Origin of the sequence: Deinococcus marmoris (assembly GCF_001949125.1) — a bacterium.
Classification (GTDB): Bacteria; Deinococcota; Deinococci; order Deinococcales; family Deinococcaceae; genus Deinococcus; species Deinococcus marmoris_A.
Window position 1 is genome coordinate 25,564 of record NZ_MSTI01000158.1, and the last position, 19,959, is coordinate 45,522.

At 66.2% G+C, this 19,959-nt stretch carries 20 protein-coding genes, 1 tRNA gene and 1 pseudogene; 10 read left to right on the forward strand and 12 right to left on the reverse strand.

The window, feature by feature from the left end:
- Window positions 1-37 precede the first annotated feature (37 nt).
- The 4 genes from BOO71_RS23080 to BOO71_RS23095 form a co-directional block, all read right to left on the reverse strand.
- Complete coding sequence (locus BOO71_RS23080) at window positions 38-1,405, reverse strand: FAD-dependent oxidoreductase (protein ID WP_075836511.1); 1,368 nt, start codon at window positions 1,403-1,405, stop codon at window positions 38-40.
- A gap of 10 nt (window positions 1,406-1,415) precedes the next feature.
- Window positions 1,416-2,585 (reverse strand): calcium/proton exchanger, encoded by a 1,170-nt coding sequence (cax, locus tag BOO71_RS23085; protein WP_139323148.1) that lies wholly within the window; start codon window positions 2,583-2,585, stop codon window positions 1,416-1,418.
- A gap of 472 nt (window positions 2,586-3,057) precedes the next feature.
- Complete coding sequence (locus BOO71_RS23090) at window positions 3,058-3,738, reverse strand: HAD family hydrolase (RefSeq protein ID WP_075836515.1); 681 nt, start codon at window positions 3,736-3,738, stop codon at window positions 3,058-3,060.
- Window positions 3,738-4,076 (reverse strand): histidine triad nucleotide-binding protein, encoded by a 339-nt coding sequence (locus BOO71_RS23095; RefSeq protein WP_075836517.1) that lies wholly within the window; start codon window positions 4,074-4,076, stop codon window positions 3,738-3,740. The genes BOO71_RS23090 and BOO71_RS23095 overlap by 1 nt, the downstream gene beginning before the upstream one ends.
- Window positions 4,077-4,279: 203 nt before the next feature.
- On the opposite strand from BOO71_RS23095, the gene BOO71_RS23100 reads away from it, so the two are divergent.
- Entirely contained in the window at window positions 4,280-5,188 is a 909-nt protein-coding gene (locus tag BOO71_RS23100; protein ID WP_075836527.1) for a ferritin-like domain-containing protein, read from the forward strand.
- Between the two features lie 104 nt (window positions 5,189-5,292).
- On the opposite strand, the gene BOO71_RS23105 is transcribed toward BOO71_RS23100, so the two are convergent.
- Together BOO71_RS23105 and BOO71_RS23110 are read right to left on the reverse strand one after the other, a co-directional pair.
- Window positions 5,293-6,033, reverse strand: coding sequence for an alpha/beta hydrolase family protein (locus tag BOO71_RS23105; RefSeq protein ID WP_075836529.1), 741 nt, complete (start codon window positions 6,031-6,033; stop codon window positions 5,293-5,295).
- Window positions 6,034-6,085: 52 nt separating this feature from the next.
- On the reverse strand, window positions 6,086-6,742 hold the full coding sequence (locus BOO71_RS23110) for a TapB family protein (protein WP_139323138.1): 657 nt from the start codon (window positions 6,740-6,742) through the stop codon (window positions 6,086-6,088).
- A 244-nt stretch (window positions 6,743-6,986) separates the two neighbouring features.
- Between BOO71_RS23110 and BOO71_RS23115 the strand changes: the two genes are divergently transcribed.
- From BOO71_RS23115 to BOO71_RS23130, 4 genes are all read left to right on the forward strand, one after another.
- Window positions 6,987-7,946, forward strand: coding sequence for a nucleoside hydrolase (locus BOO71_RS23115; RefSeq protein ID WP_075836533.1), 960 nt, complete (start codon window positions 6,987-6,989; stop codon window positions 7,944-7,946).
- 106 nt (window positions 7,947-8,052) lie between these two features.
- Window positions 8,053-8,134, forward strand: a tRNA-Leu gene (locus BOO71_RS23120).
- 139 nt (window positions 8,135-8,273) lie between these two features.
- Complete coding sequence (locus tag BOO71_RS23125) at window positions 8,274-9,188, forward strand: tyrosine-type recombinase/integrase (protein WP_075836535.1); 915 nt, start codon at window positions 8,274-8,276, stop codon at window positions 9,186-9,188.
- 37 nt (window positions 9,189-9,225) lie between these two features.
- Complete coding sequence (locus tag BOO71_RS23130; RefSeq protein WP_075836537.1) at window positions 9,226-9,651, forward strand: hypothetical protein; 426 nt, start codon at window positions 9,226-9,228, stop codon at window positions 9,649-9,651.
- 65 nt (window positions 9,652-9,716) lie between these two features.
- On the opposite strand, the pseudogene BOO71_RS29230 reads toward BOO71_RS23130, so the two are convergent.
- Together BOO71_RS29230 and BOO71_RS23140 are read right to left on the reverse strand one after the other, a co-directional pair.
- Window positions 9,717-9,905: pseudogene (locus tag BOO71_RS29230) on the reverse strand (hypothetical protein); the annotation flags it as partial.
- A gap of 478 nt (window positions 9,906-10,383) precedes the next feature.
- The gene (locus BOO71_RS23140) at window positions 10,384-10,725 is read right to left on the reverse strand and encodes a hypothetical protein (protein ID WP_139323139.1); all 342 of its coding nucleotides are present in this window, start codon (window positions 10,723-10,725) and stop codon (window positions 10,384-10,386) included.
- A gap of 567 nt (window positions 10,726-11,292) precedes the next feature.
- On the opposite strand from BOO71_RS23140, the gene BOO71_RS23145 reads away from it, so the two are divergent.
- Together BOO71_RS23145 and BOO71_RS23150 are read left to right on the forward strand one after the other, a co-directional pair.
- Window positions 11,293-11,481, forward strand: coding sequence for a hypothetical protein (locus BOO71_RS23145; RefSeq protein WP_139323140.1), 189 nt, complete (start codon window positions 11,293-11,295; stop codon window positions 11,479-11,481).
- Between the two features lie 1,014 nt (window positions 11,482-12,495).
- The gene (locus tag BOO71_RS23150; RefSeq protein WP_075836545.1) at window positions 12,496-13,767 is read left to right on the forward strand and encodes a hypothetical protein; all 1,272 of its coding nucleotides are present in this window, start codon (window positions 12,496-12,498) and stop codon (window positions 13,765-13,767) included.
- Window positions 13,768-14,876: 1,109 nt separating this feature from the next.
- Here the strand turns inward: BOO71_RS23150 and BOO71_RS29235 are convergent.
- Window positions 14,877-15,068, reverse strand: a complete 192-nt coding sequence (locus BOO71_RS29235) for a hypothetical protein (RefSeq protein WP_083653760.1) — start codon at window positions 15,066-15,068, stop codon at window positions 14,877-14,879.
- Between the two features lie 58 nt (window positions 15,069-15,126).
- Between BOO71_RS29235 and BOO71_RS23160 the strand changes: the two genes are divergently transcribed.
- Together BOO71_RS23160 and BOO71_RS23165 are read left to right on the forward strand one after the other, a co-directional pair.
- Entirely contained in the window at window positions 15,127-15,660 is a 534-nt protein-coding gene (locus tag BOO71_RS23160; protein WP_075836547.1) for an alpha/beta hydrolase family protein, read from the forward strand.
- A gap of 235 nt (window positions 15,661-15,895) precedes the next feature.
- Window positions 15,896-16,402 carry an HD domain-containing protein gene (locus BOO71_RS23165; RefSeq protein ID WP_139323141.1) on the forward strand — a complete coding sequence of 169 codons (507 nt, stop codon included), beginning with the start codon at window positions 15,896-15,898 and terminating at the stop codon, window positions 16,400-16,402.
- 36 nt (window positions 16,403-16,438) lie between these two features.
- On the opposite strand, the gene BOO71_RS23170 is transcribed toward BOO71_RS23165, so the two are convergent.
- The 3 genes from BOO71_RS23170 to BOO71_RS23180 form a co-directional block, all read right to left on the reverse strand.
- Window positions 16,439-17,341: an MBL fold metallo-hydrolase gene (locus BOO71_RS23170; protein ID WP_075836549.1), complete on the reverse strand. Its 903-nt coding sequence runs from the start codon at window positions 17,339-17,341 to the stop codon at window positions 16,439-16,441.
- A gap of 62 nt (window positions 17,342-17,403) precedes the next feature.
- A complete protein-coding gene (locus BOO71_RS23175; protein ID WP_083653763.1) occupies window positions 17,404-17,832 on the reverse strand; it encodes a DUF3995 domain-containing protein in 429 nt (142 codons plus the stop codon).
- 487 nt (window positions 17,833-18,319) lie between these two features.
- Window positions 18,320-19,030 carry a hypothetical protein gene (locus BOO71_RS23180; protein WP_139323142.1) on the reverse strand — a complete coding sequence of 237 codons (711 nt, stop codon included), beginning with the start codon at window positions 19,028-19,030 and terminating at the stop codon, window positions 18,320-18,322.
- 608 nt (window positions 19,031-19,638) lie between these two features.
- Between BOO71_RS23180 and BOO71_RS28085 the strand changes: the two genes are divergently transcribed.
- Entirely contained in the window at window positions 19,639-19,935 is a 297-nt protein-coding gene (locus BOO71_RS28085) for a hypothetical protein (protein ID WP_175607515.1), read from the forward strand.
- Window positions 19,936-19,959 lie beyond the last annotated feature (24 nt).

The window sequence follows — 19,959 nt, forward strand, 5'->3', positions numbered from 1 at the left end:
GGAGACGAATGCCCGCCCGCTCTGTTTGCCTGACGCTCTACTTCTGCCGGTGGCCCAGCATCTCGTGCTTGTGGACCACTTTGGCGCGGGGGCGGCCCTGCGCCTGGCCCTGCGCCTGCTCGTGGGTGTCCAGCGCCTGCCAGTCGGCGAAGGTGTAGACGTCCACGCCGCGCTCTTGCAGCAGGGCATCGATGTCGGCGCGGCTGGCCTTCGCAACGGGTGGCAACGCGTCTGCATCCGCGAGCAGGTGGGCCACGGTGTCGGTGGAATCCTTGCGGTTGGTGCCAATCACGCCGCTGGGACCGCGCTTGATCCAGCCGGAGGTGTACTCGCCTGTGCGTCCCTCCACCCGCCCTTCCACGTTCGGAATAATGCCGAGTTTCTCATCGAATGGCACGCCCGGCAGCGCCACGCCCCGGTAACCCACCGAGCGCAGGACCATCTGCACGGGCAACACCTCTGTTTCCCCAGTGCCTACCGCGTTGCCGGATGCGTCCAGCGTGTTGCGCTCGATTTTCAGACCCGAAACATTGCCATTCTCGTCTCCCAGAATCTCTACCGGAGACACCAGAAAGCGCAGGTGGATGCGGCGCGGCTTGCCTTCCGGGGTGCGGCCCGCGAAGTCGCGGATCACTTCCAGATTCTTCCTGACCACGTTGTCGGTGATGGCGGCCTCGGCAACCTCGTCCACCGCCACCTCTGCGGGCTTGACCACCGGATCGGCGTCCGACAGCTCGCCAAATTCGCGCAACTCCTTGGTGGTGAACTTGGCCTGGGCCGCGCTGCGCCGCCCCAGAATCCAGACGTCTTTCACAGGGCTGTCTTCCAAGACTTCCAGCGCGTGCGGGGCGATGTCCGATGCCTGCAACTCGGCCACCGTCTTCAGCAGAATGCGGCTCACATCCAGCGCCACGTTGCCCACGCCCACCACGGCCACGCCTGTGGCGCTCAGGACCATCTCGCGGGCGGCGGCGTCGGGGTGGCCGTTGTACCAGGCCACAAATTCGGTGGCACTCATGGAGCCGCTCAGGTCCTCGCCGGGAATGCCCAGGCGGCGGTCCCCGCTGGCCCCCACGGTGTACATGATCGCGTCGTAGTGCGCCTTCAGGTCGTCGTGGGTCAGGTCTTTCCCAAATTCCACGTTGCCCAAGAAGCGCACGCGCGGATCGCTTAAGGTTTTCTCGAAGCCCTTGGTCACGCTCTTGATGGTCAGGTGATCCGGGGCGACGCCGTAGCGCACCAGACCGTAAGGGGTGGGCAGACGGTCAAACACATCTACCTCGGTGGGCAGGGCGGTCTGCTTGATCAGGGCTTCGGCGGCATACACGCCGCTGGGGCCGCTGCCGATCACGGCGACGCGCAGGGGTCGCTGTGCAGTAAATGGGGGGGTAAACGAATGGCTCATGGGCGCGAGTTTAGAGTCTGAGGCTGTGGACGTGCGCGGGAGGAGTGGACAGAGAGGAAATGGGCAGGGTGGCTGCCTCACCCTCCATCCTGGGCGTGACGAAGAAGAAGGCCAGCGCCAGCAGCAGATACACGGCGATTAACAGCACGCCCTCGAACCAGGTGGCCTCGCCGTCCTTGGTCACGGTGGTCACGGTCAGGGCCGCCGCCACAATCGCCACCAGTTCCAGCGGGCTGGAAAAGACCAGATTCATCGGTTTGCCGATCAGGTACGAGATGATGACCAGCACGGGCGCGGTGAACAGCGCCACCTGAATCGTGGCCCCCACGGCGATATTGACCGCCAGCCCCAGCTTGCCCTGCCGCGCGAAGTAACTGCCCGCGATGTACTCGGCGAAGTTGCCCACCACCGCCAGCACGATGATCCCCAGGAAGAACGGGCTGAGGCCCAGTTGCGTGCTGGTGGCCTCCAGCGCCCCGGACAGCATCTCGGATTCCACGGCGATCAACACGGTTGCGCCCACCATCACGGCGGCGGCCTTCCAGACGGGCCACAGGGCAAAGCTGTCGTCGTGTTCGCCTTCCTCCTCGCCACGCGCGAACACGTCCTTGTGCGTGACCAGCGTATAGACCAGATTCAGGGCATACACGGCGATCAGCACGCCTGCCACGCCCAGGCTGAGGTACTCGTCCAGATTTCCGCGCGCCGCCGCGCTGCCCGCCAGGAAATCCGGCAGGCGCTCGGTGTAGTCGAACAGTGCCGGAATCAGCAGAGCGATCACTACCAGAAACAGCATGGAATTGAGCTGCCCGGCATTCTCGCGGTTAAATTTCTGCCGCTCTCTCCCAAAACTGCCGATCAGAATCGCCAGCCCCAGCCCCAGCAGTGCGTTGCCGATGATGCTGCCCGTAATCTGCGCCTTGACCACCGTGGTATTGCCGCCCAGCAGGATAAAAATGGCGATGATCAATTCGGCCAGATTGCCGAAGGTCACGTTCAGCAGCCCGCCGATGGTCTGCCCGGCCCGCGCCGCGATCTGCTCTGTGCCCTGACGTAGCAGATCGGCCAGCGGGATGATGGCGATCACGGAAGTGGCGAAAATCCACAGCGGCGGCGCGTGGAAGACCCATTCCAGCAGCAGGCTGATCGGGATAAAGGCCAGCAGCAGTTTCATCCACACGAGTCGCACCACATGGGGCGCAGTTTAGGCGCGTGGGCTGGGGCGGTGGGGGAGAGTTGAGGTTTGGTTGAGAGGCAGGGAGATGACAGATTGGAGTGGTGGGGAGGCTGCCACGGTTTGACCCCTCTGCTCCGCAGCTCTGCGAGTACGCCCCTCCGGGGGACCTCCCCTTAGAAGGGAGGCAAGAGTCGTGGAATTGTCCGACCAGTAACGCACTCTTGGCTCTCTTTAAGGCTGGATGATGCGGACATCCCACTCATAAAAATGATGATGCCGATAAATACGGCTTTTTTGGCTCCTCCCTCCTTGCGGGGGAGGCTGGGAGGGGGGAACCGCAAACGCCGTCCCAGCGCCGATCAGAGAAAAATGACATCTTGCGAAAAGCAGCACAAAGCTAAACATGAGAGACTTGTCTGCATCACCCAGCTCCTTGAGCGAAGCTGACTGGCTGGCACAGCTCCGAAGAGAGGGGTTAGCCTTCCAGCTCCAGCGCCCCCTGCAATTCCGAATGCGTCCGCAAAATCCTTTTCGCTCCCGCCCCCGTCAGATGCGCGGCGTTGTCGGGGTGGACGTGGCCCCCGGCCAGCAGGCCCCAGGCTGTGGCTCCCGCCGCCACGCCCGCGCTCAGGCCAGTCACGCTGTCCTCGATGACCACGCAGCGGGTGATGTACGCGCCCAGTTGCGCGGCGGCGTAAGCGTACAGGTCCGGGGCTGGCTTGCCGCGCCCGCCGACGTGCGCCGGATCGTAGGCGTGTTCACCTACCAACTTTGCAAGGCCCGACGCTTCCAGCTTGCGCTTCAGGCGGCTGCGGAGGCTGTTGCTGGCGACGGCGAAGGGCATCTCCGCCTCGCGCAGCAGCTCCAGCGTCCGGGCCGCGCCCTCGATGGCCTGCGTGCTGCCGAACGCCTCGTGCAGGCGGGCGTCCATCTCTGGGATAAAGCCTTTGGGCCTCGTCCAGCCGTAGTCGCGCCTGAGCCACTCGAACAGAACGACGTGCGTGCCGCCCACCGCGTTGGCCATGAACGTGGGCAGATCGATTTCCAGCCCATGCTCGGCCAGCAACTGCACCCAGACGGTGTTCGCCTGCAACTCGCTGTCCACCAGCACGCCGTCCAGATCGAAGAGAACGGCCTGAAATTCAGAATCGCCCATCAGGTGTCCGAATCCGGGCCGTTTTCCCAGCCTGCCAGGATGTGAATGTGGGTGTGGAACACCACCTGCCCGCCCTTCTCGCCGGAGTTGACCAGCAGACGGTAGTCGGCGGCGTGCTGGCGGGCCACCTTCACGGCGGTCAGCCACAGGCGGCCCATCTCGCCCTCGTCGGTGATCTCGTCCAGGCGGGCGCTGACCGTCTTGGGAATCACCAGCAGGTGGATCGGCGCTTTGGGCGCGATGTCGCGGATGGCGATGTAATTTTCGTCCTCGTACACGATGTCGCTGGGAATCTCGCGGGCGATGATGCGCGTAAACAGGGTGGGGGAGGCGGTCATGCGCCCACTCTAGCGAGGCGGCGGGTCTTCATGCGGCGTTCATGTTCTGGTGGCGGCTGATCCGGTTGCGGGGCCGCCGCATATACCCGGTTGAGTCAGGAGAGACCGACTGTAGTTCCCGGACCCACCCGCCCATCATCCGATCAGGACACGCCTATGCGCGCTGTCTCGCCCCGCCCTCTTGCCACCAAGGAGCTTTCCCCATGACCCACAACGACACCGATCAGACCGCCCCCACCGCCCTCAACCGCCGCGCCGCCCTGGGATTCCTGGGCAAGGCAGGTCTGGGCATGGCTGCACTGGGCCTCGCCGCGCCCGCGCTGGCTGCCCCCGCCAAGGACATCGACGGCGACGTGCTGAACTTTGCCCTGAACCTGGAATACCTGGAAGCGGCGTTCTATCTGGCCGCCGTGGGCCGTCTGGACGAGTTGAAGAAGATCGGCGGCGACGCGGCTATCCGTGTGCCCGCCGGGCTGGACATGGCGCGCGGCATGCAGTTCAAGGACAGCACCGTGCAGGCGATGGCCAACGACATTGCCGAGGACGAGCTGTCGCACGTCAAGTTCCTGTACGGCGCGCTGGGCAAGGGTGCCGTGATGCGTCCGGTGCTGGATCTGAACGGGGCGTTTCTGGCGGCAGGCAGCGCGGCCAGCGGCGGGGCCATCAAGGGCTTTAACCCCTACGCCAATGACCTGTTCTTCCTGCACGGCGCGTTCATCTTCGAGGACGTGGGCGTCACCGCCTACAACGGCGCGGCCACGCTGATCACCAACCCCGCGTACCTTCAGGCCGCCGCCGGAATCCTGGCCGTCGAGGCATACCACGGCGGCGCGATCCGCACCATGCTGTACCAGCAGCGCCAGATCACGGCGGCGGCGGGGCTGTACGTGGGCCAGGTCGTGCAGGCCATCAGCAACCTGCGCGGCAAGGTGGGCGGCGGCAAGGACATGGGCCTGACCGACAACACCGGAAACGCCGTGTTTGCCCCCGCCGACAAGAATGCCATCGCCTATGGCCGCAGCACCCGCGAAGTGCTGAACATCGTCTATCTGGCCCCCGGCGCGAACAAGGGCGGATTCTTCCCCAACGGCCTCAACGGCGCGATCAAGTAAAGCTGTGTGAGAGATGGGCCTTCGTTGCGCCCACCTCCCATCTCCGAAAGCTCGACAGACAGCCTGCGTGTAAAAGTGGGCTGTTTTGCCGTGCCGGACGGCCCTCAGCCTCCGCTTAAAAACCGCAGCGTTTCCGCGTACAGCATCTCCGTCGTTTCCAGGCTGGTGAAGTTGTGCGTGCCGCCGGGAATGGCCGCCGCGTCGCAGCCCAGTGCCCTGGCGTAGCGCACGCCCCATTCGGGCGGACAGACCGTGTCGGCGTCGCCGTGGATGACGTGGGCCACCCCGCCCCAGGCGGCGGCAGCCTCCAGCGGGCGCAGACGCGGCATCTCCTGCAAGAAGGCGCGGCCCAGCGGCCAGCCGTCCACGTCGGTGATGCCAGGGGGCAGCACGCCGCCGCGCAGCAGGGGCAGCCACAGCTCCGGCAGCGCGGGTGCCCACAGCAGCAGCCGGTGGGGGCGCACGGTCCCTGCCGCCAGCGCCGCCACCATGCCGCCCATGCTGTAGCCCAGCAGCATCACGCGCTCGGGATCGATGCCGGGCTGGTCTCGCAGGTACTCGGCGGCGGCAGCCACGTCCTCCACCTCGCGCATCACGGTCATTTCGCTGAAGTCGCCCTGCGAGTCGCCGCTGCCCCGACAATCGAAGCGCAGGCTGGCGATGCCCCGTGCGGCCAGCAGCCGTGACATCAGCACCAGCAGGCGGTGGTGGTCGATCCGGTTGCCGGTGTAGCCGTGAACGAAGACCACCGAGGGCCAGCCCTGGGCCGGTGCGTCGGCATCGGGGGTGTGGAGCATGCCGTACATCCGCTGCCCATCCAATGAAAACTGCGCGAAATGTTCCATGCTGGGATTGTGGCAGAACGCGGCCCGGCGCGCGGCGAACGCAGAGGGGAGCCTACTTCCCGATTTTTGTCAGCACCATGCTGAAGCTGCCGTCTGCCGAGGTGGTCTTGACCATCCCCACCCCCTGGACATACCACGCGCTGGTGGTGGTCTTGCCGCCCATCATCTGGTTCAGGTCCATGCCCGGCGGCAGTTTGGTTCCGGCGGGCAGACTCATTTTCATGCTGGTGGTGCTGTCCACGCGCAGGGCCGTGAAGGTTCCGGCGGGCACCGTGACCTTTTCCTGCTTCACAATCTTGCTGACCGTGGTGCTGGTCATGTTCATAGCGCCCACTCCAGGGGCGTTGACATTGACCTTGTTGCTGCTGTTCCAGCTATAGCCCGCCTTCCAATTGCGGGCATCGGGCAAGAATCCCGCGTCGACATTGACCTGAGCGCCCCCATCTCCGGCGGGAATGCTGGCCTTCATGCCCGAGGCCGTGCATGTCCAGACGACGGGGGTCGTCTTGCCGTTCATGGTGGTCTGCACGTTCATGCGGTCCCCGGACAGCGGCGTGGCCTTGATGGTCATCGTCGATTTGTCCGCGCCGCTGCCCATCTGATAGGTGCGTGTGCCGGCAGGCAGATAGGTCTGCATATCACAGGCCGCCTGCGCCACAGACGCCACCGAAAGTCCACACAACATGCTCAGAACGATCAATCTTGACATGGTCGACCTCCGGGGTCAGAGAAGGAATGTCATACAGGCTCCGATTGAAAGGTGTTGTGAACACCTGGAAATCCGAACGGGAGGAGCAGCGTCCTCATGGGCGTCTGTACGCGACGATGGTGAGTGGGAGAAAAACGGGTTCCGGGCGTGGAGTGCGGGAATCGGCGCTGTCCCGATTCCTGCATGAAACAGACGGAATCCGTATAGGTCAAGTGTAGCGTTCCGTCCGTCCTACAATCGGAAGGTGAGCAATCCCAGTGTCCCGTCTCCCCTGAAAGTCATTCTCGACGGCGATCCCGGTCTGGACGACGCCGTGGCGTGGCTGCTGATGCTGGCCAGCCCGGAAGTGCAGGTGCTGGGCATTACCGCCACGCACGGCAACGTGGGCCTGCCGCTGACGGTCCACAACGCCGGGGTCACGCTGGCCCTGGCGGGCAAGGCAGGCGTGGGCGTGCCGTATTTTGCCGGGGCTGACCGCCCGCTGGTGGCCGATCTGGTCTCGGCGGCGTCGGTCCACGGCGATTCCGGCCTGCCCGCCGCCGATCTGCCCGAACCCGCGCGTGCGCCCGAGGCCGGACACGCCACCGATTTCATCATCCGCACCGTCCAGGCGCACCCGCACGAGGTCACGCTGCTGGCGACGGGGCCGCTGACCAATCTGGCGCTGGCCTTCCGGCTGGCACCAGACATCGTGCCTCTTATAAAAGAGGTGGTCTGGATGGGCGGCAGCACCACGGGCGGCAACCGCACCCCGGCGGCGGAATTCAACGCGCTGGCCGATCCGCACGCGGCCCAGATCGTGTTCGAGTCCGGCGTTCCCCTGCGGATGGTGGGTCTGAACGTGACCATGCAGTGCATCGCGGACCCTGACAGGATCGCGGCCCTGCGTGGCCTGGGCAACCGCGCGGGCGAGGTCTGCGCCGAACTGCTGACCTTCTATGCAGGCGTGTACCGCCAGCGCTACGGCACCAGCGGCGGCGCGCTGCACGATCCGCTGGCGGCGGCGGCGGTGATCCGCCCGGAGCTGCTGGACTGGCAGGCCATGCGTGTGGAGATCGAGATTCAGGAGGGCCTGAACTTTGGCCGTACCGTTTGCGATCTGCATGGCGTGACTGAACAGACCGCGAATGCTCGGGTGGCCGTGGGCGTGCGCGACGAGGCATTTTTCGGCTTGTTGCTGGAGCGGATCACCACGCTGCCTTGAGGGCTGCTCTCCGGTACGGACCCCTGTCGGGGAGGGTTTGACCGCCCCCGCCCCGGCGCGCTAAGATTCCGTGCGCGCTCAAGGGCGCACAAACCCTGCAAAGCAGGCCGATGTGGCGGAATGGTAGACGCACTCGACTCAAAATCGAGCGGGAAACCGTGGGGGTTCGAGTCCCCCCATCGGCACCACACGAGCACAAGCCCATGCGTCAGCATGGGCTTTTTGCTTTAGCTCGGGGCGCGTGCTGGGGCGGAATGTGCCCCCAGCCTCTTCCAGCAATCGAGTGCCGCCCACAAGACGCGCGAATGCGGTAAGCAGGGAGGCTCCATGCTGCTCACAGACCTGCACCAGATGCACGCCCGCCACCTCGCCGCGCTGCGCCGCTCGCCGGCCACCATCGCCTATTATTTCTACTCCCTGGAACCGCTGCTGCAGTTCATGGAGGGCCGGGGGCTGGCCCGGGACGCCGACCTGATCACCCTGCCGCTGCTGCGCGAGTTCCAGCTGTGGCTCCGGGACACGCGCGGGATGAAGCCCGGAGGTGAACACGCCGTCTTGCGGGGCGTGCGGGCCACGCTGCGCTGGGCCGCCGAAGAGGAGGTGCTGGCCAGCGACCCCACCGCAAAGCTGCGGCTGCCCGCCCTGCCCCATGAACGTCCCCCGGCGGTGCAGCCGGATGAGGTGGAGCGCTGCCTGAAAGTGGCGGCGGGCATGACCCAGCCGCTGCGCAACCGGGCCGTCCTGCTGTGCCTGTACGACACCGGGCTGCGCATGGGCGAGGTGCTGCAGCTGCGCGTGGCGGACTTGAACATGACGACCGGCATGATCACGGTGCGCGCGGAGACGGCCAAGGGCGAGAAGGCCCGCGTGGTGCCGTTGGGGCTCAAAACCTCAAAGGCGCTCAGCGCCTATGAGCGCAAGGAGCGGCGCGCCGCCCTCCCGATGGTGCAGCAGCTGTTCCTGGGCCGCACGGGGGAGCCGATGACCCGGGGCGGGCTGACGCACCTGCTGGTCAAGGTCAGCGCCGCAGCCGAGATCCCGAGATCACATACCGCGCCCCACGCCTGGCGCCGCGGCTTTGCGGTGGGCTATCTGCGGGGTGGGGGCGACATTTTCAGCCTGCAGCAGATCCTGGGGCACACCACCCTGGAGATGACGCGGCGGTACTTCAAATTTCTACCCGACGACCTGCAGCGCCGGCACAGCCTCGCCTCGCCTGTGGATAACCTGGGGCGGCGGTGACGGCACAGGGGGAGCCGAGGGTGAGGGCGCCGCCAGCATGGACGGCCTGGCGGCCCTGGTGCTCGCCGGCCTGCAGTGTTCGCCCCAGAGCCTGGCGCTGCTGGGCGAGACCAGGCAGCGCGCGCCCGACTTTTTCACCCTGCTGCTGCCGGTTCTGGCTGACCCGGGCGTCCGCCTCGTCATCCGTGAGTGCCTGCCCACGTCCAGTCAACTGCCGCCCTGCGACGTCAGCCGTACCCTGTTGCTGCTTTGCGGCTGCGCGCACCTGCAGGTCAGTGGGAGCGAGCTGTCGCGGCGCTGGCCCGCGTGCGTGGGTCCTGCGGCAGCGGCACTGCCGTACTGGACCGTTGAGCGGGTGATGGGCGCCCGGCTGATCTCGTGGTGGGCGTTGTGGCGACTGGGAGAGCAGGTGGGGCCAGGGAATGGCGGGCTCAGGACAAACAGGCACGAGCCAGGCGGGTGACGGGACAGTGCTGGACCATGCGGGGTGCGGGCCGAGCAGGATAGACGCGTGGCTGGGATTCCAGGTCACGGACGGCGACCTGTTGGACCAGCGTGCATGACGGGCCATTCCTTGGTCAGGTCATCCATGTGAACCGGCATTTCGAGGGTGCGCTCGAGCCGCCGGCGCTGTGTCACGTCCCTCTGGATCCCCACAAAGTGGGTGGGACGTCCCAGGACGTCGCGGATGGGCGCGAGATTCAGGGCATTCCAGACTGGCGTACCGTCTCAGCGGCGGTCATTCAGGCTGACAACCCTGGTCTCCCCACCAGTCTTCAGCGCCTTCAGGCGCGCGTCTCAATGCTCCTTGTGGAAAGCGGCGATTGCCCCTGAGGACCACGCTGGACATGTACCCGGTCAGCTGCTCAAATGCTGAATTGCAGGTCACGATTGGCCGCCCTCGCTGCTGGTGATGATTCCGTTGGTCGCCGTGTTCACTCCCCAAATCAGCACGTTGGAGAACGTTCCCTGGGCGCCGCGCATGACGACATGCTATCCGGCCTGTGCCGTCAATGTCATCAGGAAGGCGGCCAATTTGGCCGCCTTCCTCTTTGCTTCTGAACCTTTTTCCCGTGGTGTCGAAGGGAAAGAAACCGTTCTATGAACTTGCAGCGCAGGGCTGGGGCTGCATCATGTGGCCACGCTTCCTGGTGTGGAGACAGTGGACGGACAAGGGGCGCTGGTCAATAATGGTCTATTTCTGGCCGGCCACCTCGTGCCAGTCAGCGGAGCCGTACCAGGGCTCCAAGTCATACTCGTCCTCCTCCCTCGTCAGCCACGCATCAGCAGAGATGAACTTCGCCCGAACGTCCAGGGCGTAAGCCTCTTTCTCTTCCTCATCACCGAAATCCGTACCCTCGGTGAATATTTTAATGAGGTCGTCGACGTCAGACGGCATCACGGCGCATATCTCACCCAGCCCATTTGAGTGGGAATCGTTGATCTGTGCGTCTTCAAGAGCACCATGGTTCTTCAGGATTTCCTTCAGGTTAGTCAGGACGAACGGTTCGCGAGCACCGTCGCGGGCTTTGTCCAATCGGCTGAGGCGTCTTTCACAAAATCGACAAGTCATGTTCATTCTCCTATGGTCGAAAGTTGAGGTGCAGCGGCGTTGAGCGGATGCGGCGCCTCTGCATCACTGTTGTAGCCCGGGGAAGTGGGAGCCGACACCCCCGTCCCGACGTGTGGCTCTGTGCCTCACAGCGCTGGGCCTCGGTTCAAGAATCCCAGTGACCGGGAACCGGGCTGCAGGCGGGCACCAGCCCCCAGCGCCCAGAGGGAATGTCAAAGTCCCTGGGGGGGCATCGCACGCGGCGGCTGTGATCCTTCGGTCGAGTCTCAGAGAAGGCGGCCAGGTCAGGCGGCCTGGGGACATGCCGCTGTGGGTGGGATGCTGTGGGATCACTCCAGGTAGGGCCAGAGCGCGGGTCCCCGGCACTGACGCGCGCCCGGGCTGCCTCGCACCTGGGTCTGTCCTTCATCCTGCGCATGCCAACCCGGCGGTGCGGGGTGGTGAACCCTGCCCTGCGGATGTGAAGCTATCCGGATGAATGACACCCGGCGCCGCGTTGCCAGCCACATACTCGCCCAGCCTCCCTCTGACATGCTGCCCCGGATCATTGCGGGGCGCGTTCCCAGCGCTATTCCCATCCTGCACCGACTGGCCTGCATGCTGGAACTGCATCCCAACGCCTGGTGGCTGATCGAGTCCGAGCTCGATGACGGCAATTCGCTTGAGGACGCCCTGGAAATGGTCGTCGATCTTTCCCGCAAGATCAGGGGTGGACGGTAGCGGGTTCTGCCCCTGCCGCTTCGGGAAACGTGGGAGGACGAGGACGTCGACAGCTATATCGCCCGCCATTTTGCGTATCTGCTGTGATCCAGGGTGCCCTGCAGGGCTGAGCCTCCAGATCCAGATGTCCCGCCCCGCACGCGCTGCTGGGGCGGGGGTCGCCTTTCGCTACGCCGGTGGACCGTGGCCCAGAGGGCGGCCCCCGGGCGCATGTCGGCAGTCGCGGGGCGCCTGGCGTGGGTCTGTTGGGCACGATGCTGGCCCGTGCCGAGCCGGCCAGCATCTGGATGGGGGACGCCGCGCGGCCGCCAGGCGCTGAACTGGATGGTGCTGGAGTGCACCGGACCCGCGCTATGCACCGTCGGGATGGTCGCCACGTCCCACACCGGCGGGTCACGATTGATCGGTGCGAGGTGGAATGTTCGGTTGCCGTGTCACCCAGGTGAGCGCTCGGCCACCGGGAGATCGTTTCTACAGAAAACGAAGAAGGCCAGGCCGGACAGACACCTGGCGCAGCCACCCGCCCACGGCTGGTCACAGCTCTCCTGAAATGGCGCGCAGGTGATCTCCAGTGAGATCCGGGCGTGCCGTGGAAAGCGTGTCGACGGCCAGGATGTCTCACCTCGTGTCAGGTACGGCCATCAGAATCAACAGTACAGACCGCGCTGACTGACAAGGTGAGACATTCACCTCGGCGGGGCACGTCAGGTTCCAGCGTCGGTCCTGGCATGTCCTGCAGGCCAGGGACGGGTTCTTGCCCCCTGACTGGCCTGGACGGAGGCCGCAGGTGGATTTTCCATCGCCCCGGCGGTCCAGGGCTGCGGCGTACAGCGGCCGTGCCGGACTGCGGACGCTGCTGGGTGTGCCGCAGCAACCCGTCGGTGCGGGGGTGTGACGTCAGGGGTCGGGCGCATACGATGCGCGGGTCCTTCGGGCTTGTGCTGAGAATGACGCCCTGCAGCGGGAGCCTTAGACCGGCCTGCCGCCTGTCCACGCCACCCAGAGGTTTCCTGTATGACACCGTCCCATGACACTGATCTGAACCTGTCCCAGGTGCTGGGCCTGCTGGCCGACACCTGCGACTCGCTCAAACTGAGCGAGTACGACGCCCTGTGTGTTCCCGAGGTGGTCGGGGCGCCCGACCAGCATCGTCCCGCGGAGACGCCCCGGACCGTTGAGGCGCTGGAAGCCAACTGGCAGGCCGCCGGCGAGGTGGCCTACATGCCCGGCGCGCCGCGTGGAGCCCAGCTGCTGCTGACCCTGGGTGAGGCCATGACCACCCTCGTCACGGGCCGGCCCCCGGGCACGGCTTGCGTCCGCATCTTCAGCACCCAGGGTGCCATCGCCCACGTGCTGGGGTACGAGCGCCGGACGGTGGTGCGGGGCGCGGCCTGGTGGAAGGAAGCCACAGGGACACCGCTCCTGCGTGGGCACGCCCAGACCGTAACGCGCGGGGAACGCCAGGGACAGGCCCTGATGGACGGCAGCACCATGCTGCTGCGCGAGCCGGCGCGGATTGATCCTGAATCGGCGGTGTACATCCTCACTGACGCGCCCCGGCCCGCTTTTGCCGAGGATCTCGGAAACAACAACGCTGCGGTGGCCATGGAGCGGCTGCTTCGGGCGGTGGCGCAGACGGATTTCGGGCGCCGCAGCGCACAGTGGCGGGCGGTGGGGCAGCTCGCGCTGACCCTGCTGCACCTGAGTCCGGCCACCTACTTTGTGCGTTGCCGTGAGTTGACGGCGCGTCTGAAGCCCGTCGCCCGTCCCCTGAGAAAAGAGGGCACGCCCGGGCCCTCACAGGTTGAAGACGCGGCCCAGACCTGCGTCCAGATCGCCTCACCGTGGTCCAGTCCGGTCGCCGGGCCGCCCGTGGAATGGCCCCGGCCCGGCTCCGTTGAGCTTGGTCCTTATCTGTCGGTGCTGAAAGGCAACCAATTTGCTGCATGGATGGAAGAGCGCCCAGGCTGGGAACTGCTGATATCCGCCGCGCAGCGCGCCTTTCTGGACGGGGCGTGGCCAACGGACCTGCCGGCCCCCGAACCCGTGCTTCTGGAGGTGCGTGCCGCAGCGCTGCTGAATGAGCTGCGCGACGTGCCCCCCGGTACCCTGATCCTCGCGGCCCAGGAGATCGGGCAGGAATTGCTGCAGCGTGGCCTGTCCCCGGAAGAGCTGGGGCTCCTGCCCACGTTGCTGGGACGGGAAGAACTGGTCGCATGGCTGTGCGGATACGTCACGACGGACCTTGTTGATGAGGCGCGGTGGCTGGGGCGGGCGGCCAGCTGAGCCCACGACCCGGCAGCGGCAGACTGGCCGGCCCCTGACGGACACGCGTTGTGCCCCGCCGTCGTCACCGGGGCCGGACAGCGCTGAGTCCATTCCAGTCTGCCCCCCACCAGCGTCATTAACCCACGGTGGACCGCGTGTCTGGCCGGGAAGCGGCCTGGACCCGCGTGTCGCTGCGCCCCCTAGGTGCGAGATGTGGACACAGGGGGGGATGAACCGAGACCTGCCCTGGAACCGCAGATGGCGCGGCCCTGGACCGCCGGGGGGCATCGCGCCGGCATCACTGCGCGCGAAAGCTGACCAGGCCGCCCCTGCGCCGGCGCTGCTGGACCCAGGGCGTGGGTGGGGATCTGCGCGCCCTGCGGGTTCTGAAAGCGTGCGTCCAGGGAGGCAATCGGCGCATCTGAACTGGCCGCCCTGGATGGTTCTGCGGCGTCTGGCATGAAGGACCGAGTCTGGACGCGTACGTCGATGCCCAGCGGCGCAGCCTGAGCGGCGCGTGTTCACTCAATGGAAGTTCGCTGCCAGGTGACTGGCGCGCGGGCGCTTCGGATGAGCCTGCGTCTCGGCAGGCCGCCGTTTACAGTCGCGGATGCTGCGGCCGTCCGCACCAGGGGGCAGAGCATCGACCAGGGGGCTGTGTGTACGCCAGGCGCACGGGTGCAGGAAAGAGGGGACGGATCACCGTTCTGAACTGGGTAGGACTGACGGTGAGGCGCGGTTCTGTGCAGGACCGGTCATCATGACGGCCCCCAATGGAGCTGGCGACGCGGTGTTCGCCGGACGTCCGGGGGCCAATGTCGCACCTCGTGTCCAGGTACAGTTGTAGGAAAGCCCCACAGGAATCACGGCAGAACGAGGTGAGACATCGTGCTGTGCCGAACCACCCAGTAGCCGGCCCCGGGCGGTCCTGCTGCGTCCACAGCTTGACCCAGCGCTGGCCAAAGTTCTGTTCAACCCGCTTGAGCGGTCCGTCACTTGAAGGGCACCGAAGCTGCGTCACCACGTCCTGCTGTTGGAACCAGTGACCCACCGGATCAACCCAGTTCAGTCCAGCCAGAACAGTCCACCTCCGGGGTCTACACTGATCTATGGACCACCGGCCGGGGTCACCACCGCGGCGTGCGCTCGTCCCGCTGTACGGCCGCGAGCACGACCTGCACCAGCTGCTGAAGATGCTGCATGCCGGCGTGCGGCTGCTCACCCTGCGCGGCCCAGGAGGGATCGGTAAGACTGCCCTGGCCCTGCACCTGGACCACGCCCTCAGGCAGCCGGGGGGACCTCAGATTGACCACCTGCATTTCATTGATCTCAGCGCCGGGCGCGAACCGGAACAGGTTCTTGGCCTGATCGCTGCAGTTGCACGCCGCCGGCTGGCACGCCCTGAGCCTGTCCCAACGCGGCTGGCGAGGCTCGGCGGGCTGCGACGACTACGGCCTCAGCGGGCCGGCCGATCTGGGCGCGGCGCTGGAGTGGCTGACCGGACAGCCTGGGGTCAAGGGACCGCTGGTGCTGCTGGGCTTCAGCATGGGTGGGCTGAGCGCGCTGCTGAGCGTCTCCGTCCCCGGGGGACAGGTCTCCTGCGCCACGCATGTGGTGGCGGTGAGTGCCCCCACCGACCTGCGTGCAGTCTATGACACGTCCAGTCTCCGCTTTCTGAGGCGCTGCTACGACGCGATTCTGACCCCGGAACAGTGGCGCGAAGGCTCGGTGGTGACCCACGCTGCCAGGCTGAACGTGCCGACCCTGGTGGTGGTCGGCGCGTACGACCGCGAAGCCGCTGGAGTCCAGCCGCTGGAGTACGCCGACATGGCCCACGAACCGGACGAGGCCCAGTGGGCCGTTATTGTTCGCGAGCTGGTGACCTGGACCAGGCGCGGGTCAGTGAGCTGATTCCAGGAGAGCCGGGACCCTCACACCTGATGAGGGTTCCGGAAGAGTGCGGTCAGCAGACCGCGAAGGTCAGGGCGATTCTTAGGGGGAGGTGACTGAGTTCTGGGGATTTGGTCACGCCTCCCTATCAGGCGGAGCGGCCGGTCGGCACGGCCGTGACGCCGTGCGTCCCAGCACCGGCGGCGATGGTCGCCAGGACGCTGAATCGGATGGTGGATGGGGCATGATCTTTTCTGTGACCTCTTCCATGCCCGCGCAGGCCGCCGACCCGTATGCGGCGATCAAGGCTGAATTGATTGCCCAGTTCGCTCTCGGTCCCGGCTCCCTGCAAGGGCCGCAACACTGGCAGCGCGTCGAGGAGACCGCCGTGCGCCTCGCCCAGTTGGGGGGAGGTGACGCCGAGGTGGCCCGCTGGTTCGGCCTGTTCCATGACGCGGCCCGGCACAGCGAGGGCGCAGATCCCCTTCACGGTCACCGGGCAGTCCGACTGGTCGACCATGACCGGACCCGGCTGGGCCTCACCGACACCCAGCTGAAGCTGCTGCAGTGGGCGTGCGAACACCACGCCAGCGGCCAGACCACCGACGAACCCACCGTGGGCGCGTGCTGGGACGCTGACCGTCTCGATCTGCCCCGCGTCGGTCTTCAGCCTCAGGCGAGGTATCTGAGCACGGTGGCGGGCAGAGCGCAGGCGCTGCGGCTGTTCCCCACGGCGGCAGGCGGCCTTGGGAGTCCCGGCTGAGCCAGACTTCGGCTGCGGCCCCCATTCCCGCCGGCGTCAGTGGAGGCCGGCGAGGTCCTCCAAGGTGGCGTGCAGCGCGTCGGTGTGAAAGTCCTGATAGAAGGCCGGGACGGTGCCGGGCCGTTCTCCCAGCCGTGCGAGGGACTGGGCGTAAGACGCCCCAGTGAACTCACCAGCCTCCAGGGGACGGTCCAGCCAGTCAGCAGGTGAGGGGAGACGTCCCAGCTGCGTACGCAGGAACTCGAAATGCTCCAGATTCCGCGTCAGGAGCTCGGGCGTGGTGGTGCCACCGTGACAGGGCAGCACCACCTGCGGGTCAAGTGCCTGAAGACGCTCGAGGGAGGTCCGGGTGACCGCGAGCTGGGCCCCGCCCCGCACCTGGGGAAAAGGATGTTCCGCGGCGTCGCCTGCCAGGACCGTGCCCAGCTCCGGAATCCAGACCGACACGTGATCGGGGGTATGGCCCGGTGTGGGCAGGACTTCGAGGGTGAGGTCGCCGCCGTGCAGGGTCAGGCGCTCGGGGAAGGTCACGTCAGGGCTGACCAGAATGACGTCGGCGAAGCGGGAATCCTGGGCCTGCTGCTGCCGCAGGCGGTCCTGGGCGGGGCCAGAGAGCAGGCGGTCCCGGGTGGCCTCGCTGGCGATCAGCAGGCCCGGCAGGTCTCCCTCTGGGTTGAAGAGGCTGTTGCCGTACACGTGGTCCCAGTCGGCATGGGTGTTGAGTACCAGGACCGTGCGTCCGGCGACGTCCGGGCGAACAGCCTCGGTCACCTGACGCATCAGGGCGGGGGTCGCCATGGTGTCCACGAAGATCAGGAAGCGGGCCGTGACCACGGCGAAGGTGTCCACCTCCTCGCCGGCACGGAACCAGCGAATCCGTGGGTCCACTTCGGCGTGACGCAGTTCCTGCACATGGGTGGGCGGGTGGAGACTGACCATGGGAGAGAGTTTGTCAGAAGATGGTTGTGCCCGTGGACATTCTGGCTGCCCTCCGTGCCCGTCTACTGGCTGCGGTGCCTGACCGCCAGCACGCCGTACAGGGCGGCCAGGACCAGGCAGAGTGGGGTGTACAGATGCGCATCGTTGCGGGCAAACGGACTGTCCCCAGCCTGCCGGGTCAGGCCGATTTTGCGCCCATCCCCGACGGCCCGCAGCAGGAATACGAGGGTGGTCAGGCGCAGGGGCCAGCGCATCCGGGGAGAGTGGGCGTCTAGGGCGGCCGCGCTCATGCCCGCCAGCCCGGCAGCCACACCCAACGTCATCATGGGGGACGGCGTGAACGCAGGCCCTCCGCTGTCCGCTTCGGGGAGCGCCGCCGTCAGACCCACCTTTCCGCCTGCTGCCCAGTACACATGCACCGTCGCGATGGTTCCCGTGAGCAGGGCCGCTCCGATGGAGACGGTACGGTAGGCAAGCGAAGGTTCGGGCATGGTCACATCACACCCTGCCCAGGGCCGCAAAATGTCCCTGGCCGCGCCCCCAGGGCGGAATGGGTACCGGAAGCGTTGTATGGCGCCGACACACGGACGAACGCTGCATCAGTCCCTGGAAGGCGGGTCCACGCCCATTCCTGCACAGGCAGCTTCATCCTCCACGACACATCTCTCGTTCAGCATTGGGTCACTCCGACCTCCAACGCGTCTGGCCAATGCAGCGCGATGAAGCTCTGGTCGGGCGTTCGGCCTTTCAGATCTGGGCAGCCTGCAGAGCAAGCCTTCATGTGCGGGACGAACGTCATGCGCCTGTGACAGCGCGCAGGCCAGGCTCTTTTCAATCAGCAGGACCTGCCCGTGTGCGGCAGGAATACCGCCCCACAGTGCGTGGGGCTTTTTCTTTGGTGTCAAGAGAGAGAGATCAGTGCCAGTGTTCTCCAGCTCAGGTGGTGCCGGAACCTTGAATCCGCCTGAATGTGCTTGTTCAGGACTGACAATTGGCGGTGCGGACCACCACGTTCACGTTGCGGACGGCCTGACCGTCCCGCCGCTCCTGGAGGACGTACGCCACGATCAACCGGCCGGTCTGGTCACGGGAGAGGTCCAGCACTGCCCACTGGTTGTTGAGCTGCCCATCCCGCCGCGTGCCCAGGAACCAGGTGTAGCCCGAGTGGACTCCCAGCGGATCGTCGGCAGAGGTGGTGAAGGCGCGCTGGCCGCTCGCCGTGCCAATGCGGGTGTTGACCCAGTAGATGCCCCCAGAACTGGGCCGGAACGAAACGCCGTTGAGACCGTCAAGGCCGGAACCGCCGCGCAGGTAGACCTGCCCAGGCACTTCCTTGATGGTCAGGAGCGTGATGGTGCTGCACCCGGTTACCGTGACGGTGCGGCGGGCGGTGGCGAGACGCTGAAATTCTGCTTCGCTGATGCCCAGGCGGACGTCATAAGGGATGAGTTCACTCTCGGATGTCCGCGCTAACAGATCCAGGTACCAGGCCGGCCGCCCCCTGATCGCCTCCTGGACACGGGCCTCAAGTGCCAGGACATCGTCTGGAAAGACAACGTTCAGGATCTCAACGGTGACCTTGCCGGGCGTGAGCAGGGTGGGGACGGGCGGCACGGCCGGCGCGGTGGCCTGTCCATACGCGTGGCCGAACAGCAGGGCGGCGGTCAGGAGCCAGCGAGTGCGTAACACCATCCCATGATAGGCAGGCAGGACGCGTGGGCGGACACAATTCTGCTCACCTGGTCTTCCTGACCGGGCAGGACCCACCTACGCCAGACCTACGGCCGTATCGCACGGCCGTCCACTGTGAACCCACCATGCGCTGTGTGCGCCGGCCGCCAGACCCATCAGGGGTTACCCGGCGTGGGCAGTGGCCCATCGGGCGCGACACTGCGGTTGGCTGTGCTCGGTTCCACCCTGTGGCCGGGCTGGGCGCACGTTCCATCAAGCGCCTATGCGAACCATGCCGGCGGGATCTGTCGCCGGCCCCACCATGGGGGGCATCAGGCCGTCTGACCCACCGTGTGAATCACCGTAGGGCGTGGGCACCGATGCGCTTTCAGGCGCTCACGTTGGGGCGGCACGGCCGTGGTGACGGCAGATGAGAGCGCCGGGATGACGATCCTCGACGGCGTGCGGGCATTCTCATGTTCTGACGCTCAATGCCGTCCAGACCACAGCAACGCAATGCGGCAAGACTTGCAATGACCTAACACTTCCCTGCACCAGATCTCTGCTCGTTTTCGTGATGCGGCGCGTCTGCCCGGGCCCAGTCCACCGCGCTCCCCAGCCTGGGAATGACGTCCTGGCCACAACACGCCGCGCTCCATCCGGCCTGGGCACACCCCATTCAGGCTCACCGCCGCACCCACCGTGCGCACAGTCACAGGCCGCCCCCACCGTATGCAGGCCAGGGCTGGCACCGGCCCACCACGGGTCAGTTCACGCCCACCACCAGTCCTTCTGCACCCACCACCGGTCAGTTCACGCCCAACATGGGTCAGTCTGCACCCACCTTGCGCTGCACCGCCAGCCCCGGCTCTCACAAGTTGAGCTGTCGCCAGTTCCACCGTGCAGGGCTGCACCTGAAGTAGGGGAAGAGGGAGAAGCAGGGTCAA

What these genes read in the sequence shown, in the direction of transcription:
- BOO71_RS23080 (WP_075836511.1), bottom strand. Translation starts at nt 1,405, where the DNA reads ATGAGCCATTCGTTTACCCCCCCATTTACTGCACAGCGACCCCTGCGC.
- BOO71_RS23090 (WP_075836515.1), bottom strand. Translation starts at nt 3,738, where the DNA reads ATGGGCGATTCTGAATTTCAGGCCGTTCTCTTCGATCTGGACGGCGTG.
- BOO71_RS23095 (WP_075836517.1), bottom strand. Translation starts at nt 4,076, where the DNA reads ATGACCGCCTCCCCCACCCTGTTTACGCGCATCATCGCCCGCGAGATT.
- BOO71_RS23100 (WP_075836527.1), top strand. Translation starts at nt 4,280, where the DNA reads ATGACCCACAACGACACCGATCAGACCGCCCCCACCGCCCTCAACCGC.
- BOO71_RS23105 (WP_075836529.1), bottom strand. Translation starts at nt 6,033, where the DNA reads ATGGAACATTTCGCGCAGTTTTCATTGGATGGGCAGCGGATGTACGGC.
- BOO71_RS23110 (WP_139323138.1), bottom strand. Translation starts at nt 6,742, where the DNA reads ATGTCAAGATTGATCGTTCTGAGCATGTTGTGTGGACTTTCGGTGGCG.
- BOO71_RS23125 (WP_075836535.1), top strand. Translation starts at nt 8,274, where the DNA reads ATGCTGCTCACAGACCTGCACCAGATGCACGCCCGCCACCTCGCCGCG.
- BOO71_RS23130 (WP_075836537.1), top strand. Translation starts at nt 9,226, where the DNA reads ATGGACGGCCTGGCGGCCCTGGTGCTCGCCGGCCTGCAGTGTTCGCCC.
- BOO71_RS23145 (WP_139323140.1), top strand. Translation starts at nt 11,293, where the DNA reads ATGCTGCCCCGGATCATTGCGGGGCGCGTTCCCAGCGCTATTCCCATC.
- BOO71_RS23150 (WP_075836545.1), top strand. Translation starts at nt 12,496, where the DNA reads ATGACACCGTCCCATGACACTGATCTGAACCTGTCCCAGGTGCTGGGC.
- BOO71_RS29235 (WP_083653760.1), bottom strand. Translation starts at nt 15,068, where the DNA reads ATGCAGGTGGTCAATCTGAGGTCCCCCCGGCTGCCTGAGGGCGTGGTC.
- BOO71_RS23170 (WP_075836549.1), bottom strand. Translation starts at nt 17,341, where the DNA reads ATGGTCAGTCTCCACCCGCCCACCCATGTGCAGGAACTGCGTCACGCC.
- BOO71_RS23175 (WP_083653763.1), bottom strand. Translation starts at nt 17,832, where the DNA reads ATGCCCGAACCTTCGCTTGCCTACCGTACCGTCTCCATCGGAGCGGCC.
- BOO71_RS28085 (WP_175607515.1), top strand. Translation starts at nt 19,639, where the DNA reads ATGACGTCCTGGCCACAACACGCCGCGCTCCATCCGGCCTGGGCACAC.